At 53.1% G+C, this 15,249-nt stretch carries 8 protein-coding genes; 4 read left to right on the top strand and 4 right to left on the bottom strand.

The features are described from left to right. From ABYK60_RS16940 to ABYK60_RS16925, 4 genes are all read left to right on the top strand, one after another. Nucleotides 1-834 (top strand): glycoside hydrolase domain-containing protein (locus ABYK60_RS16940; RefSeq protein ID WP_372873184.1); only part of this gene is annotated, 834 nt, incomplete at its 5' end. A 3-nt stretch (nucleotides 835-837) separates the two neighbouring features. Next, nucleotides 838-2,079 carry a sugar MFS transporter gene (locus ABYK60_RS16935; protein WP_372873183.1) on the top strand — a complete coding sequence of 414 codons (1,242 nt, stop codon included), beginning with the start codon at nucleotides 838-840 and terminating at the stop codon, nucleotides 2,077-2,079. Continuing rightward, entirely contained in the window at nucleotides 2,076-3,050 is a 975-nt protein-coding gene (locus ABYK60_RS16930) for a carbohydrate kinase (protein WP_372873182.1), read from the top strand. Before ABYK60_RS16935 ends, ABYK60_RS16930 begins: the two co-directional genes overlap by 4 nt. Nucleotides 3,051-3,124: 74 nt before the next feature. Then, nucleotides 3,125-4,291, top strand: coding sequence for an AGE family epimerase/isomerase (locus tag ABYK60_RS16925; protein WP_372873181.1), 1,167 nt, complete (start codon nucleotides 3,125-3,127; stop codon nucleotides 4,289-4,291). A 239-nt stretch (nucleotides 4,292-4,530) separates the two neighbouring features. Here ABYK60_RS16925 and ABYK60_RS16920 read toward each other — a convergent pair whose 3' ends face one another. The 4 genes from ABYK60_RS16920 to ABYK60_RS16905 all read right to left on the bottom strand — a co-directional run bounded on the left by ABYK60_RS16920 (nucleotide 4,531) and on the right by ABYK60_RS16905 (nucleotide 15,150). After that, a complete protein-coding gene (locus ABYK60_RS16920) occupies nucleotides 4,531-8,415 on the bottom strand; it encodes a S8 family serine peptidase (protein ID WP_372873180.1) in 3,885 nt (1,294 codons plus the stop codon). 8 nt (nucleotides 8,416-8,423) lie between these two features. Then, the gene (locus ABYK60_RS16915) at nucleotides 8,424-10,874 is read right to left on the bottom strand and encodes a hypothetical protein (RefSeq protein WP_372873179.1); all 2,451 of its coding nucleotides are present in this window, start codon (nucleotides 10,872-10,874) and stop codon (nucleotides 8,424-8,426) included. Between the two features lie 221 nt (nucleotides 10,875-11,095). Beyond that, nucleotides 11,096-11,701, bottom strand: coding sequence for a LuxR C-terminal-related transcriptional regulator (locus tag ABYK60_RS16910; RefSeq protein ID WP_372873178.1), 606 nt, complete (start codon nucleotides 11,699-11,701; stop codon nucleotides 11,096-11,098). A 2-nt stretch (nucleotides 11,702-11,703) separates the two neighbouring features. Next, nucleotides 11,704-15,150: an ATP-binding protein gene (locus ABYK60_RS16905; RefSeq protein ID WP_372873177.1), complete on the bottom strand. Its 3,447-nt coding sequence runs from the start codon at nucleotides 15,148-15,150 to the stop codon at nucleotides 11,704-11,706. Nucleotides 15,151-15,249 lie beyond the last annotated feature (99 nt).

The raw sequence follows: 15,249 nt of genomic DNA, 5'->3' as shown, positions 1-15,249 counted from the left end.
GAGCAGGTGAGCGCCGACTTCGCCCTGTCGCAGCTGGCGGCCAGCCTTGGCAAGCAAAGCCAGAGTGACGAGATGCTCATTCGAGCCGGTTACTGGAAAAACCTCTACAACCCCAAGGCCACCGATACGCTTGGCTACATTCAGGGCCGTAACAAAGATGGCAGCTGGAAGGCCGACTTCGACCCGGCAAGCCCGCACCTGTTTGTTGAGGGCAGCCCGGCCCAGTACCTGTGGATGCTGCCCTTTGATGGCGCTGGCATGTCAGCGCTGCTGGGCGGCGACGGCGCCATGGAAGCACGGCTCGACAATCACTTTATCAAGCCAGACGGCAGCTATGTGCTGTTCCGCGACGATGCCTTTTATGCCGATGTGAGCAACCAGCCGTCCATTAACAGCCCCTGGATGTACCTGCACACAGGCGCCGCTTACAAAACCCAGAAGGTGGTGCGCGAAACCCTGAACACCCTGTGGCTGCCAACACCAAAAGGCATTCCGGGGCAGGATGACCTCGGGCAGATGTCGTCCTGGTACGTGTTCTCGGCGCTTGGGCTTTACCCCATGTTGCCGGGCCGCGCCGAACTGGTACTGGCCGCCCCCGTGTTTGAGGCCGCCAGCATAGGCAAGCTCAGCATCCGCGCTCCGGGCGCCAGCAATGACAAGGTGTATATCGACAAGGTGGCGCTTAACGGCAATCCAAGCCTGAAAAGCTTCATTCCGGCGGACTATGTTGAGCACAAGACCAGTCTGGAATTCACACTCAGCGATAAGCCCAATCCGGCCTTTGGTCAGGCAATGGCCGACCGCCCACCTTCATTTTCGCTGACAAGGAACTAAGCCATGGCCTTTGTTTCATCTACCTCACCCCAAAACAGCAGCGAGGCGCAGCCCCAAAGTCACCAGCAGTTGCTGTTTGGCGCCATGACCAGTTTGTTTTTTATCTGGGGCTTTATCACAGCACTGAACGACATTCTTATCCCGCATTTGAAAGGGATATTCGCGCTCAGCTACACCCAGGCCATGCTGGTGCAGTTTTGCTTCTTTGGCGCCTACTTTCTGGTATCACCACTGGCGGGGCTGCTAATCGCCCGCATCGGCTACCTTAAAGGCATAATCTTTGGCCTGTGCACCATGGCCACCGGTTGCCTGCTGTTTTACCCGGCCTCCAGCCTGGAAGAATATGAACTCTTCCTGCTGGCGCTGTTTGTACTGGCCTCGGGCATTACCATATTGCAGGTTTCGGCCAACCCCTTTGTGGCGCGCCTTGGCCCTGAGCGCACCGCCGCAAGCCGTCTGAATCTGGCCCAGGCGCTGAACTCCCTCGGTCACACCCTCGGCCCCCTGTTTGGCAGCCTGCTGATTTTTGGCGCAACCGCTGGCACCCACGAAGCGGTGCAGCTGCCCTATCTGCTGCTGGCGGGCGTGATTGGCATCATAGCACTGGGATTTGGCTTGCTTGGCCGCAAAGTCCAGCAGATGGACATGGGGGTGGATCATCGCCACTCAGGTTCACTGCTGCGCCACAAACGGCTGCTGCTCGGTGCGCTGGCAATCTTCCTTTATGTGGGCGCCGAAGTCTCAATTGGCAGTTTTCTGGTGAACTATTTTGCCGAGCCCGGCATTGGCGCTCTGGATGAAAAGTCAGCCGCCAAACTGGTGGCCTGGTACTGGGGCGGCGCCATGCTCGGCCGCTTTGCCGGAGCGGCTCTTACCCGCCGTTTTAACCCGGCCATGGTGCTGGCGGCCAATGCGGTGTTTGCCATTCTGCTGCTGATACTCACCATCATCTCGACCGGTGAGATGGCCATGGTGGCCGTGTTGGCGGTGGGCTTTTTCAACTCAATCATGTTCCCAACCATCTTCACTCTGGCCATTGAAGGTCTGGGCGAACTGACCAGCCGAGGCTCAGGCCTGCTGTGCCAGGCTATTGTGGGCGGCGCTATACTGCCGGTTATTCAGGGCATTGCAGCCGACAGCATTGGCATCCAACTGAGCTTCATCGTGCCATCCATTTGTTATCTTTATATTTGTTGGTATGCCTTTGTCGCCCGCCATCGGGCTCATGGAGACACTGCGTCATGAGTAAAAGGGTACTGTGCTTCGGTGAAGCCCTGATTGATTTTTTGTGTACCAGCCGCGATGAAGACGATGGCCTGATGCTGCCCTGTTTTCGTCAGTACCCGGGGGGCGCGCCGGCCAATGCGGCAGTGGCGGTGGCCAAGCTGGGTGGCCATGCCCGCTTTGCCGGTTTGGTAGGCAAAGACAAGTTCGGTGACTTTCTGGCCAACTCTCTGGCACATTACGGCGTGGATATCAGCCTGCTTAGCCGCCACCAAACCGCACCCACCTCGCTGGCGTTTGTGCATTTGAATGAAGAAGGCGATCGCAGCTTCAGCTTTTACCGTGATGGCGGCGCAGACACCCTGTTTGATGCCAGCACCGTAAACGCCAGCTGGTTTGAAGACACCGCCATCTTACACCTGTGCAGCAACACACTTACCACACCCCAAAGCGCCGAGGCCACACTGTCGATAGCCGAAAAGGCCATCGCCGCCGGTCTTTACCTGAGTGTGGATGTGAACCTTCGCCACAACTTGTGGCAAGGCAACCACGCCTGCAAGCAAACGGTAATGGCACTGGTACGTGAGGCAGATGTACTCAAATTTGCCAAAGAAGAGCTTGAGTATTTAGCGGGCGACGATCCGCAGGTATTGATCCAAAGGCTGCTGAGTTCACGCTGCCAGCTGCTTCTGGTTACCGATGGCGCTAATCCAGTGCAGGCGTTCAGTGACCAAGGTTGTCTGACATTGCCCACCCCCAAAGTGAACGTGGTGGATACCACAGCCGGCGGCGATGGCTTTATCGGCGGCCTCTTGTATCGCATAGCCCGCGATGGGCTGGAAAGCCTGCTCGAAACCGAAGCTACCCTCAAAGATGCCCTTGGCTTTGCCATTGGCTGCGGCGCACTGGCGGTAAGCCGCCCAGGCGCCTTCCCGGCCCTGCCGGTGCTTGCCGAAGCCGAGGCGTTTCATGCCTCGAAAAGTGGTGCCTGAGGCGCCCCCGTTGACGATTATTGATCCCACAAGCCCTGCCGACTTTGTGGCAGGGCCTGATTTCAAGGAATTCTATGAACTTCTACAGCCGTGACTTTTTACTGTCCCATTCCCAAAGCATTCTGGACTTTTACGACCCACGGGTACTGGATGCCAGCGGCGGTTATTTTCACAACTACTATGACGACGGCAGCCTGTTTGACCCGGGGTTTCGCCAACTGGTCAGCAGTTGCCGCATCATAGTGAACTACGCCCGCGCTGCCGACATACTGGATACCCCTGAGTATCTGGCCCATGCCCGCCACGGCCTCGATTATTTGCTGAATGTGCATCTGCAAGCGGATGAGCGCTTCGCCTGGACATTACGCGATCACCAGAGCGAAGACATGACCCAACAGGCCTACGGTTATGCCTTTGTGCTGCTGGCCTTCGCCGCCTGTCGCAAAACGGGTATTCTGGAAGATAACGAAAAACTGCTGTGGATATACAATTTGCTGGAGCAGCGTTTCTGGCAGCCTGAGTACGGCCTTTACGCCGATGAAATCAGTGCCGAGGGCGTGCTGTCTGACTATCGCGGCCAGAACGCCAACATGCACCTGTGTGAAGCCATGATCGCCGCCTTCGAAGCCAGCGGCGAAGGCCGCTTCCTCGACCGCGCCATGGAGATTGCCGACAAGATTGCCAACCGTCAGGCGGCGCTCACCGGCGGCATTATCTGGGAACACTTTACCCCCGAATTTGCTATCGATTGGGACTACAACAAGGATGATCCCAAGAACCTCTACCGCCCCTGGGGCTTTCAGGGCGGCCATCAAACTGAATGGGCCAAGCTGCTGCTATCCCTCGCCCGCTACAGCCATCAGCCATGGCTGATAAGCCGCGCCAAAACCCTGTTCGATACCGCATTCGAAAAAAGCTGGGACCAGCACCACGGCGGCATGGTTTACGGCTTTGGCCCCGATGGCAACTGGTGTGACGATGACAAGTACTTCTGGGTGCAGGCAGAGAGCTTTGCCGCCGCGGCCATGCTGTATCAGCAAACCGGCGAGCAGCAATACCTTGATGCCTATAACGCCCTGTGGGACTACGCCTGGCAGCATTTTGTCGACCATGAACACGGCGCCTGGTTCAGGGTGCTTTACCGCGATAACCGCAAGTATTCCAACGAAAAAAGCGCTGCCGGAGCCAAGTGTGACTACCACACTCTGGGCGCCTGCTTCGACAGTTTAACAGACCTCTGAGCCCAGAGACTTCAGTTAAACCGAGCCCAAGCAGAAGCGGTCCCCCCGCTTCTCTCTTTGCCGCCTCTTTTAACGAAGAGGCGGCTTTTTTCAATAAGGAAATTCAGGCTAAAACGACTTCCCGCCCATCATGTACCACATGGGAAGACGAGCACAAAAACTAACACCACATTAATGAAAAAATGCCACTGACCAGAAAGGCAGTGGCATTTTAGCGCTACAGACGTTAAGTGCTGAGCTTAGTGGTACTTGCGGCGAAGCCCAACCAGGGTCAACAGGCCCAGGATCATACCAGCACCCAGAGCGCCGCCACCATTGTCAGTATTACGAATGGTGACACTGACATCTTTTGTTGCACTAAACTCACCATCACTGACGGTCACACTGAAGGTGGCTACGCGGTTGTGGTCCACAGCGGGAAGCTTGAGCGATGCCTCGCCCTGCTCACTCACGGTGACAGCAACGGCTGGCCCACTGGTCTGCACCATACTGTAATGCAGCTCATCGCCATCTTCATCCGAACCACCCAGACTCAGCTCCAGCACGCTGTTCATGTCGGCTTCAACACTACTGCTCACCGACAATACTGGTGCATGATTGCTGTTAGTCAGGGTAATAACCCCTTGCTTGGTTTCAAAACCTTCCCTTGTGGTTGTCAGCGTCCAGCTCACAGGAAACTCGCCGCTGCCTGGTGTCGTCTGGGCGATTTGGGCAACCACAGTGGCCGCCATAGCGCCGGCGGGTAAGGTCACCTCAAAGCCTTTATCGCTGTAGGCTATAGCATTGCTTTCATTGCCGCTTGCACTGACCAATCGCAAGTCATCACTCATCTCCAGCCGTACCTCATAGGTCAGCTCGGCCATGGTGGGGTTACCCGGCAGCATGAACGACACCTCAGCCAATTGGGCGCGGGCAAACTCTGGCTGGACCACATTCACAATGGCGGTGGGGGCGGTCCGGTTTAGTTGAACCTGAGTAGAGCCCAACACGCGGGTCGTTGTCGCAGAGTTACGGTCAAATACCTCGACAGCACCATAGTAAACACCACTATCCAGATCACCCGCCCAGTTAAGCTCCAGGCTGGTGGGCTCATAGGGATCCAGATTGTCGCTGGCCACGGATGCTGACGCATCAGCGCTGATAGCCACGGGTTGTTGCAGCACATCAAGACGCACTTCATCCTTTTCAGCGCCGCTGCCCTGATAATTGTGCACCATCACCCAGTAGCGTCCGGCGCCCGCATTAAAGCTGCACGACTCTCCCACACTTGCCGGGGTAGCGCAGATCTGGCTGATTTCGACTGTTTGCGCCAGCCCATCACCATTGCTGTCAAGGCCAATAAACACATCCACATCTTCTGCACTGGTCGCGCCGACAATCACTCGCAGATCGCTGCTCTCTTGCTCGACATTCAAAAACATGGTCGCAGTGCCATCATGGATATCATCGAATGGTGAAGTGTTATCGCTGTCCGGTGCCACACTCAGCGTATAACTGGTCGCTTTTAGCAATGGGCTTGCTGAGACCACCACATCTTGCGGATAGCGGAACCTCAGACCGGGAATATTGGCTACCCCTTTGCTCCAGAAGTAGTTTTGCGATACCGACTTGGGAACTTCAGCAATCATGGGCTTAAGTGCAACTGGCAAAGAAAGCTTTGGAGAACCATCCGATGGCGTCAGCGACAGACGCAGAAAACTCCAGTCCTCGCTGACCCGCTGAGCCACATTGGCAGTCACCTTCACAGTGACAGTCTCTCCGGCGAGAACGTCGAACTGGGAAGGCGAAATGCTGGTGGTGATGCCGTTAATAAAACCCTCTGTGGCTGCTGTCCAGGAGCCATCCTGCGTCGCTTTGAAGGTACGGGTCCAACTGCAGGTACCCGGGCAGCGACTGTTACTGAGGTACGGCATATTCAGGCTGGGGAAGTCTCCGTCGGCATAGGGACTTGCAGCCCGATAATCCGCAGAGGGCACATCCATAATAAGACCGGCACGCACCGCATCCCCAACACGCAGGACGCCCGAGCCAGTGTCAAAGAAACCTGCCGCCACGGCACCGGAGCCATCATCATTCTTGGTTACCTGCGAATTTGCGGTCAGCATCATGGCCGACTGAATTTCCGCTGGTGTCCAATCGGGATGGACCTGATGCAGCAACGCAGCCGCACCTGCAACATGAGGACTAGCCATGGATGTACCACTGAGGATCTGGAAATCCGCTGGCGCCGCGTTATTGCCGTGAAACGGCTGCTCATCCGCATAGGCGGCGAACACGTTTACACCGGGCGCCGAAATATTGGGAACCATCACCTCAGGCTGCTGTGCATAGGGACCACGTGAGGAAAAACCTGCCATCATATCCGCTGCGGCCATGTCATACCTGGCCACGGCAGCGCCTATGGTCAGGCTGGGCGTATCACCCGCCGCCTGAGCCTCCCGCAGCCAGGTCATCAACGCATCACCATCGCTACGGGTAATGAGCGCTGTGGGTCGACCGTAGGTAACTTCAACCATATTTTGCTCAGAGGAAGCGGTAGTACGAATGACGACACCAGCCACTTTCACACGCCAACCGTAGGGAAGGTTACGAACCTTTCTATCCAAGGGCACCAGGCCTCTATCGCAAATAACAATCTTGTCATTCAAGAGCTCAGCTACAGGATCCCACGAATAGACTTGTTTATCGCACAGGGCCATGTTGTTGCCATATTTATCCGTAAAATCACCGGCATAAACAACTTCCTTTGGCGTCTCAACTGTGTTGGTCGCCGGCGCACGGGTGCCATCGTCAACATAGATACTGGCGTAACCGTCAATCGGAGCAAGATCGCCGCCTACACTGCTACCAATCACAGGATGAGTCCAGACCCGCTCATGGGTCGCCGCACCCACTATGGTGGCCCAGGGCGCGTTATTGCCCGTCGTGGAGGCGCGGGCACCATCGTTACCGGCAGCCTGAGCGACAAACACTCCGGCTTCTCTCGCGGTAAGGAACGCGACCTGCTCAGCAGCTCCCCAGGGATCGCTCTGCACGCCGCCACTGGGTCCCACTGAATAGTTGAGGACATCCACACCATCCTTGATGGCCTGCTCGACTGCGGCCACCGTCAGGCTGGGGTAACAACCTGCGCTATTACATATCTGATAACTGATGATATTGGCATGCGGTGCAACACCTGAGATTTTGGCCAACCGTGTGCCTATTGGGGTGCCATCTCCTTCCGGCTGACCTATTTCGGGACGTAACACATCAACATCGAGCAACACGTTGCCACCTGCGGTAGAAGCGGTATGGCTGCCATGACCGTTATAGTCTTCACCTGTAGCCGGGCGCATGCCCTCGTATTGGTCGGTAATGAATGGGTAGCTGTAAACACCGATGAGCTTGTCGTTACACAGGTTGGCATTCACAACGCAGTCGCCCAGATAATTACCCGAACCGAGCGGATTAACCACGGTATAACCATCATCGCCGGTGGCAGCAAAAGCACGGTTATCCGTGTTTACTCCGGTGTCGAGAATACCGATAACAACGCCCTCGCCCTGAGCGGCAGTCCCGCTGAGACTGCCATCCCAAATACCCGGAGCCCCTATGTGCTGCGGGCCGTTATCCGTCAATAACTGAGTGGGCACCTCTTTGATAACCCTCATCACCTGCGGCAACGCCAGTAACTGCTTGGCTTCCGCTGCTGTCAGCGAAACCACCATCCCGTTGTAGGCAAGATCAAACGTCATAGCCGGCGCAACATCCCGGCTGAGCGCCTGACGTACATTGGCAACGAACGCCGACTGATTCTGCTTTAGTTTTACGCGGTAGTCGTTCATTGCAGGCGTTTTAAGAGCCGCGCTCATTTGTTGGGACGCAGGCTTGCCTCGGACTTTCAGCGCACCATGCCCTTGCTTCTGCAGCTGTAGCGACGCCTGCATTACCGCTGGCAAATCAACAAGTTGAACTATATAGCGGCTGCGACCTTCGGCATCGACGGGCGCCTCAACTGCAGCGTTAATGACATGGCTGATTTTGCTCTGCCAGCCGTAGGCTTTATCACCACCAACACTGGCGTGTGACAGTCCGCTGGCGCTGGTCGCGATGGCCAACGCAAGAATAGATTTATTAAACATGTGCTACCTCAAATTTGGTGTGTGTCAGACTTATGGTTACGGCGCAGCGGAATGGCTAACAAACCAAGAAGGAGCCCCAACCACCCCGAACTACCGCCGCTACTGGGCTGGTCTGGGTTCTTAACGTTCACCTGGAAGTCATGACTGAAGGATTCGCCGTTGGCATCAACTGCATGTAGCGACAGCGTGACCACACCCGTCGTTAGCGGTGCAGTACCGTGTAAGGTGCCATCGGCATCCATGGTATAGACAGTGTTGGCACCACTGGATTGAGTCCAGTTCAGGCTCACAGGGGCATGGGCGCCCGATATGGCAGGGGTGATGCTAAAGGACTTACCCGGAGCGGCCTCGGTGTTGCTGCCGCTGATGCTTGGGCTGACACTATTGTTAACCGTCAGATTGAAACTTTGACTGGATACCTGCCCCGCAGCACTGGCTGTGACGGTAAACCCGACCAAGGTATCCTCGGCTACATAGTGACTGTTGATGCTTAATTGAGCCCCATCAGCCTGAAAATCGATGGCGGGACCGGCACTCTGTTGCCACTGTATTTCAACATTGCCATCGACCATGCTTTGCACCTCCACCGCAACAGACAGACTTTCCCCCTCGCTCAGTTGCTGGTCTGGTATTGGTTTGATGACAGGCGCAAATATATGGGGTGCCTGAACCTTGACTACGCTGGTTCCGACGCGGGATAAGCTATCCAGATCCTGGGCTGTTACCGTCACAGAAACAGCATCGGTCAGCAGGTTATCCGTGGAAATGGTGAGATTGAGCGGAGCACTGTCTGACGTCAGTTCTGCAGACACTTCCGATGAACTGCTGCTTGCTGTGAAGTCGTGGCTGGTGCCCACATTGTCCAACACTTTGAGGCTGAGGCTCTTTTGTTGGCCGGGACTGAGCATTTGGGTTGGAACCTGCTCCACCAACACGTCCTGGCTCACACCGGAATGAGCGGTGCCATCAAAATTCAGCAGCCGAACAGGGCCATTTGGATACCCCTTCAGAGGGTATGCCATCACTGGCTGACCGAAAATCGTCCGGGTTCGAGCCACTTGCCCTTCAACACTCACGGCCCCGTTTGAGAACGAAACGGCGTCACCGATGTTATTGCCTGTGGCAGGCGCAATAACTTGTGCATAAAGGTGATAGGCAAAGTTGGTTTCAGCGCCATAGGTCAGATTCAGGTTTCCATTTTGGTTAAATACCAAAGCAGGGTTTGTGTACCCTTTAAACCAGTCGTCAAAGGGCAAAGCGCTGTCAGTAACGACTTGCCGCCATGGCATCAGGAACTTGGGTTCAGGGTTACCGTTCTCATCCCAGAGGAAGTCGCCGCTACGGGATATGGCAACGCCGCGGACACCGGCATAATCATGTACCTTGTCATCTGCACCATAATCCTTCTTATTGACAGACCAGGTGACATAGATGTTTTGGCCATCGTAAGCCAGCGAGGTGGCACCATTCCCGAGCAGCTCACCCGATACCCGCAGCCCTTGCCCTGAAAAAGCCTTACTGCCATCGGCATGAACGTGTTGAACCAGAATAATGCCCTGATTGTAGCCGGTGAGGTGATACCAGCTCAGCACTACCCCACCTTCGCCATCGTCGATGACCTCAACCGAACGGGCACTGTCTACAGGATGGAGGAAGTTGTCGCCCGAAGTAATGGCCACTGGCTTTGTCCAGAGCGGCGAGCCATCGGTGAGTGAGTATTTCTGCACATAATAATGCGAATTGGTCGTGCCGACTTCAGCGGCCACCTCCAGCAATACCATCACACTGTCTTGCATCACAATCGGCGACGTAGCAAAGGTATAACGGCCGTCAATTTGCACGTCTTGCTGCCACAGAATATCGCCATCAGAGTTCAAACACGCCAACGCGCTGAACCCGTCCACTGTGTAGCCGGAAAAGCCTTTGGCCCAGCTTACAACCACATGCTTGCCTTTGGCATCCATGGTGATACCCAGGCCATTGTTTGCATAGTTTGCATCGGGCGTTAGATTTAGCGGCGTGTTCCAGGCAAAAGTGCCATCGCGCTTCAGTTTGGCAACCTGAACTGTGGCGTGGTCACTTGGATCCCCCCCTGGATACACATCGTTTGCGATATAGGCATCATTGTTTTCATCAATGGCAATGCCGTAGTAAGAGGCAAAGCCCTTGGATGTATCGAATACCCTGATAGGTTCAGCCCAACTCTGTTCACCATTGGCATTGTAATGCTGAACAAAAACGTCAAAACCTGAGTTGTTGGGGTTGCGCCAATAGTAGCCGCCATTACGAAAACTGACATACACACCACCATCCTTGTCTGCGACCAGATGCGGTGTGTTGCCTGCGCTCACGACTTCGATGGCTGAATTTGCCGGGTCGTTAGACCAGACAGCAGTGGCAGCTTCTGGCAGCCCAACAGCCAAGACTATCGCCAGGGCTAATTTATGCTTGCGAGCCATTTTAATGACACTCCATTAACAGTTAGGTTTCAAACTGTTATTTATAAGGAGCTATCATTCCGGTCGCTATTGGACCTTGTTTCGAAATTACTAGGACTTAGGTCTTAGGCCTGAGGAAGGTGCGAATAAGTCCCGTGCTTACTCTGCGTGTGCTTACAGTGGATAGATGCAAGGCACAGTTCGCAGCGAATGGCTCTAGTCCTTCGCAAGATGGCCATGCGTTAAAGCAGCAAGGCGGCCTGGGTTCGATTTTTAACACCAAGTTTGGAAAAAATAGCCGTGACATGCGCCTTGACAGTTTTTTCCGAAATATTCAATCGCTGGGCAATCTCTTTATTGGCACAGCCTGCCGCAATCAGATGCAACACTTTAAACTGGCCGGGAGTTAACACGTCGAGCTTTTTGTAGCCGGCATCATGCGCCGGCGGCGACTGCTTCGGGCGCTGAAAGTTGCCCTCGAGCACATCACAGACCAATGCGTACATCGCTGCTGGAGGTGTAGATTTTGGCAAATACGCCGCACCGAGTGACAGGCATTCATTGCGAATACTCACGTCATCCTGAGCACTTATCACCACAATAGGCAACTCCGGGAACTGGCGGCGCAGAAAATACAATCCGGAGAATCCCGTGCTGCCCGGCATCGACAAGTCCAGCAACAACAGGTCGAGATCATCAATACATTCACTGATCCCTTCAAACAAATCCAGATAGTTATCCGCTTTGGAGATCCTTACCCCAGACAGAGTTCCTTCGAGCCCCACTGCCAGCGCTTCAAGGTAGAGTGGATGATCGTCGGCCACGTAGATATGGAATTGGGACTGCAAGGTTAACTCCTGTGGTTCACATCTTGTAGTAACCAAGCCAGTCTACCCCATTTTATAGGCTTGGCCAGAAAGAAGATGTGCTGATCTTTTGGCACCCTATGACGAGCTTCCGGGTTGCCAGAGATATAGATGAGCATGCCGCCCGGGTGGATTTTACCCGCATACTTAGGTGCACTCTCAATACCATCCTCACCCTTGGATAAATTGACGTCCGACAAAACGACATCGTAACAGCGTTGAGAATTCAGCAGTGCTTCCACGCCGCAAAAAACCTCTACCTCCAACCCTTTAGACTCCAGCAGCCCGTGCAACTGGCGCCGTTGCCCGGCATCATCCTCCACCAGCGCGATACTGAGGCGGCTGAATTCAGCCGTTTCCGGCACCACAAGCAAGGGAATACCGAGTCTGAAACAGGTGCCCGCTTGTGGCGCCGATTCCAGATCAATCGTCAATTCAAGCACATCAGCCAAACCCTTAACGACTGACAGCCCCAGCCCCGAGCCGGGATAGCTGTTTGTCCAGCGCCGGAAGGGCACAAACAGACCTTGCTGAACTACATCGCTCATGCCCGGCCCCTGATCCTTTACTTCGACCACCAAACGCTCACCGTCGTTAAATGCATTAACATGAACCGAGTCCCCAGATTTGCTAATTTTAATCGCGTTATCAATAAGATTTCCGATGATACGCTTTAGCAGCACTGCATCAGTGTATGCCGATGACTCGGTTTGAATGTCACAATGCAAAACGACGCCCTCGTGCGATGCCAACTCACCGTACTCATCTGTCAGTTCAGTCATGAACGCCTTCATCGAAAACGTGTGATAGACCGGATTGACGACTTTGGCATCCAGCCGGGACAACTCAACAACAGAAGCGACAAGTTGTTCCAGAAAATTAAGGCTGGAACCGATCCTTTTCCTCGGGGCGCCATTGGGAAACTGTTCCAATTGCAATCGCATCAGACTAATCGGTTGTTTAATATCGTGGCTTGCAGCAGCAATAAAACGGGTTTTTGCCAGATTCGCTTCAATTGCCTCCTCTTTTTTTTGTGCCAGCTCTTTGGTTCTCATGGTCACTTCTGCTTCGAGTTTGCGTGAATAATCAAGCTGCCGCTTATTCTGTTCAATCTGCAAGGCCAACTTGGCTCGTGCCGCCCTGATCTGAGCGGCCACCAAGGTCGCAATCACCAGCAGACCAAAAAATATATAAAGCGCAATGGCCAGCGGCGACTCCCATATTCTGGGCTGTATATGTAACCTGGCGCTGGTAACTGGCGCGAATATGCCAGCCACACTTTTCGCCCTCAGTTCCACCTGATAATCCCCAGGCCTTAGATTAACAAAGGAAATAAATGAAGACTTTAATTCGGTCCACTGGTTGTTCAGTGGCAAAATTCGGTAACTGAACTCTGCTTGAAGAGGTAAATCAGAAGGCGAAGAAACAAAATGCAATTTCACATAACCCGGAGAGCGCAGTGTTAAGGTTTCAGAACCAATATTCATCTGCTGATTATCAAATTCCAACATTGTCCACTGCGGTTTTTTGCGTGCTAACTGGGGAATGTTTGAATCACGAATTAATGTTAAGCCTTCCTCGCTGCCAAAATACAGAAAGTTGTAAAATCTACCGCAGCTAAATTGTGAAAACTCCTGAGAGTGAGCCCCCTGAAGCACCGTCAAATTAGTCTGTAAATTGAGTTTCGAATCTAAGATAGATATACCTTTGTGCCCTGAGAGCAACGTGCGTCCCTCAGGATCAGTTAGTGCACACACCAAGGTCTGGCTGTTCAAAGCATCACTTACCGGTAATCTGGTAATGTTATAGTCCTCACCCGAAATTGCCTGATAAATCCCTTTGCTCGCGGTCAGGACCAATAATCGACTGTCTTGTTGCTCGAGATTAATCACTATGCCCAGCCCCTGATGCACGGTCCAGGCAGCGGGAGCCTCCCAATCCTCACTCATCACCGCAGACATCAGTCCGGTTTGATAAGCAGCCACAAACAAGCGTCCATTAAAATAGCGTGCTGCTGCAGAGCCTCTGGGGAAGCTCTGTTGCCATGCCATCTTCCAGAGTTCTCCATACTTTTTATATACCTTCATCGTTCGCTCAAGATGAAATACTCTGATATTCGAGCCAAAACTATCCATGCCGGATAATTGCTCCTTCCCAAGCTCGGGGAATGTTTCATCCAGTGCAGAAAATTGCCCCGTCAGGGGATCTAACTGTATGCTGCCAGAAGTGAGTGAGGTGATATAAAGCTTTCCTTCATCAGCAATGAGCTTGGACGGCTCAAAGCCTGTCGGGTAGGGAATCCGTTTAACAAGGGTTAGCCTACCTTCTTGCAAGGCCCAAAAAGCCAAATTTGAGGGTTCGGCCACCACCAAAACCTCTTGACCATTCACAGCAGAAACCGTCATATCAATAGAGGCATTTGAAAAATTGTCCATGCCTACATTGAGCGCTTGAATAAATAAATATTCAGACGGAATTCGATACAAACCATTAAATGTGCCAACGTAAATCTCTCCCGTATCAGAGAGCATGAGATTACGCGCAATCTGTGATGCCTGATAAGCGTTATTCTTATCATGGGGGCTTATCACCTTCCAGCTTTTATCACTCAGATTAAATATGCCAATCCCGTTATCCGTGGCCAAATATAGTCGCCCATTAACTAACACTATTTGAGCTATATTATTACTGGGCAACCCACTATTTTCTTTTGCATAATTTAGGCATTGCAAACTTTCTATTGAGCAGAAAAACAGCCCTTGGGCTTTGATACTAATCCAAACACCGGAGTCAGTGGTTTTTACTGCCTTCACTTGCCCAGATGGCAATGCCAAATTCAGACCTATTAACTCACCGGTATTTTTATTAAAAAGACTAAAACCTGAGGTACTGAACAGTAACAGATCTTGCTTGTTTAATTCAGTTGCAAAAACCATGTTTCCCGGTACTGAATTAACCAGAGAGGGCCGTTCATCTGTAGGCTTGAGGAGATAAAGTTGCTGCTCGCTTATAAAATACAAGCCTTCCGCTGTGACTACCAAATGTGAAACTGACTGATAACCTTTAGGAAGCAGTACACTATGACTTTTCACGCTAACTGTGTCTATTTTATCGAGTCCGCCGTCGGTGGCCACCCAAAGCACGTGACCATCAGCTAATGCCAGAGAATTCACTTCTGAACCTGACAGTTTAAGCCCTTCCTTATCCGTCCTGAATACGATTATTTCGTTGTTATTCAGAAGATTAAGCCCATCCTGAGTGCCAACCCAAATACGCCCAAAATCATCTTCTTCCAATGCTTTTATCGTATTTTGCGAAAGACCATTTTCACTGCTGATCCTCAATGCAGACGGATAATAGTTTTCTGCCGCCGACAAAGAAGCGCTTGCCAAAAACAGTATGAAAAAGAATACGATGCGAAAAAACGGCATTGCTGATGCCCTGAAAGCGGGAGAAAGGCTTACTTAACCATCAGGGAACGCCAGTGTAAAGCAAGAAGAACATGAATTGGCTTTGCTGTTTGGTGCACG

Origin of the sequence: Shewanella sp. (assembly GCF_041630135.1) — a bacterium.
GTDB lineage: Bacteria > Pseudomonadota > Gammaproteobacteria > Enterobacterales > Shewanellaceae > Shewanella.
Note: the sequence above shows the minus strand (reverse complement) of the source record. Positions and strands in the feature narration are given on the sequence as shown.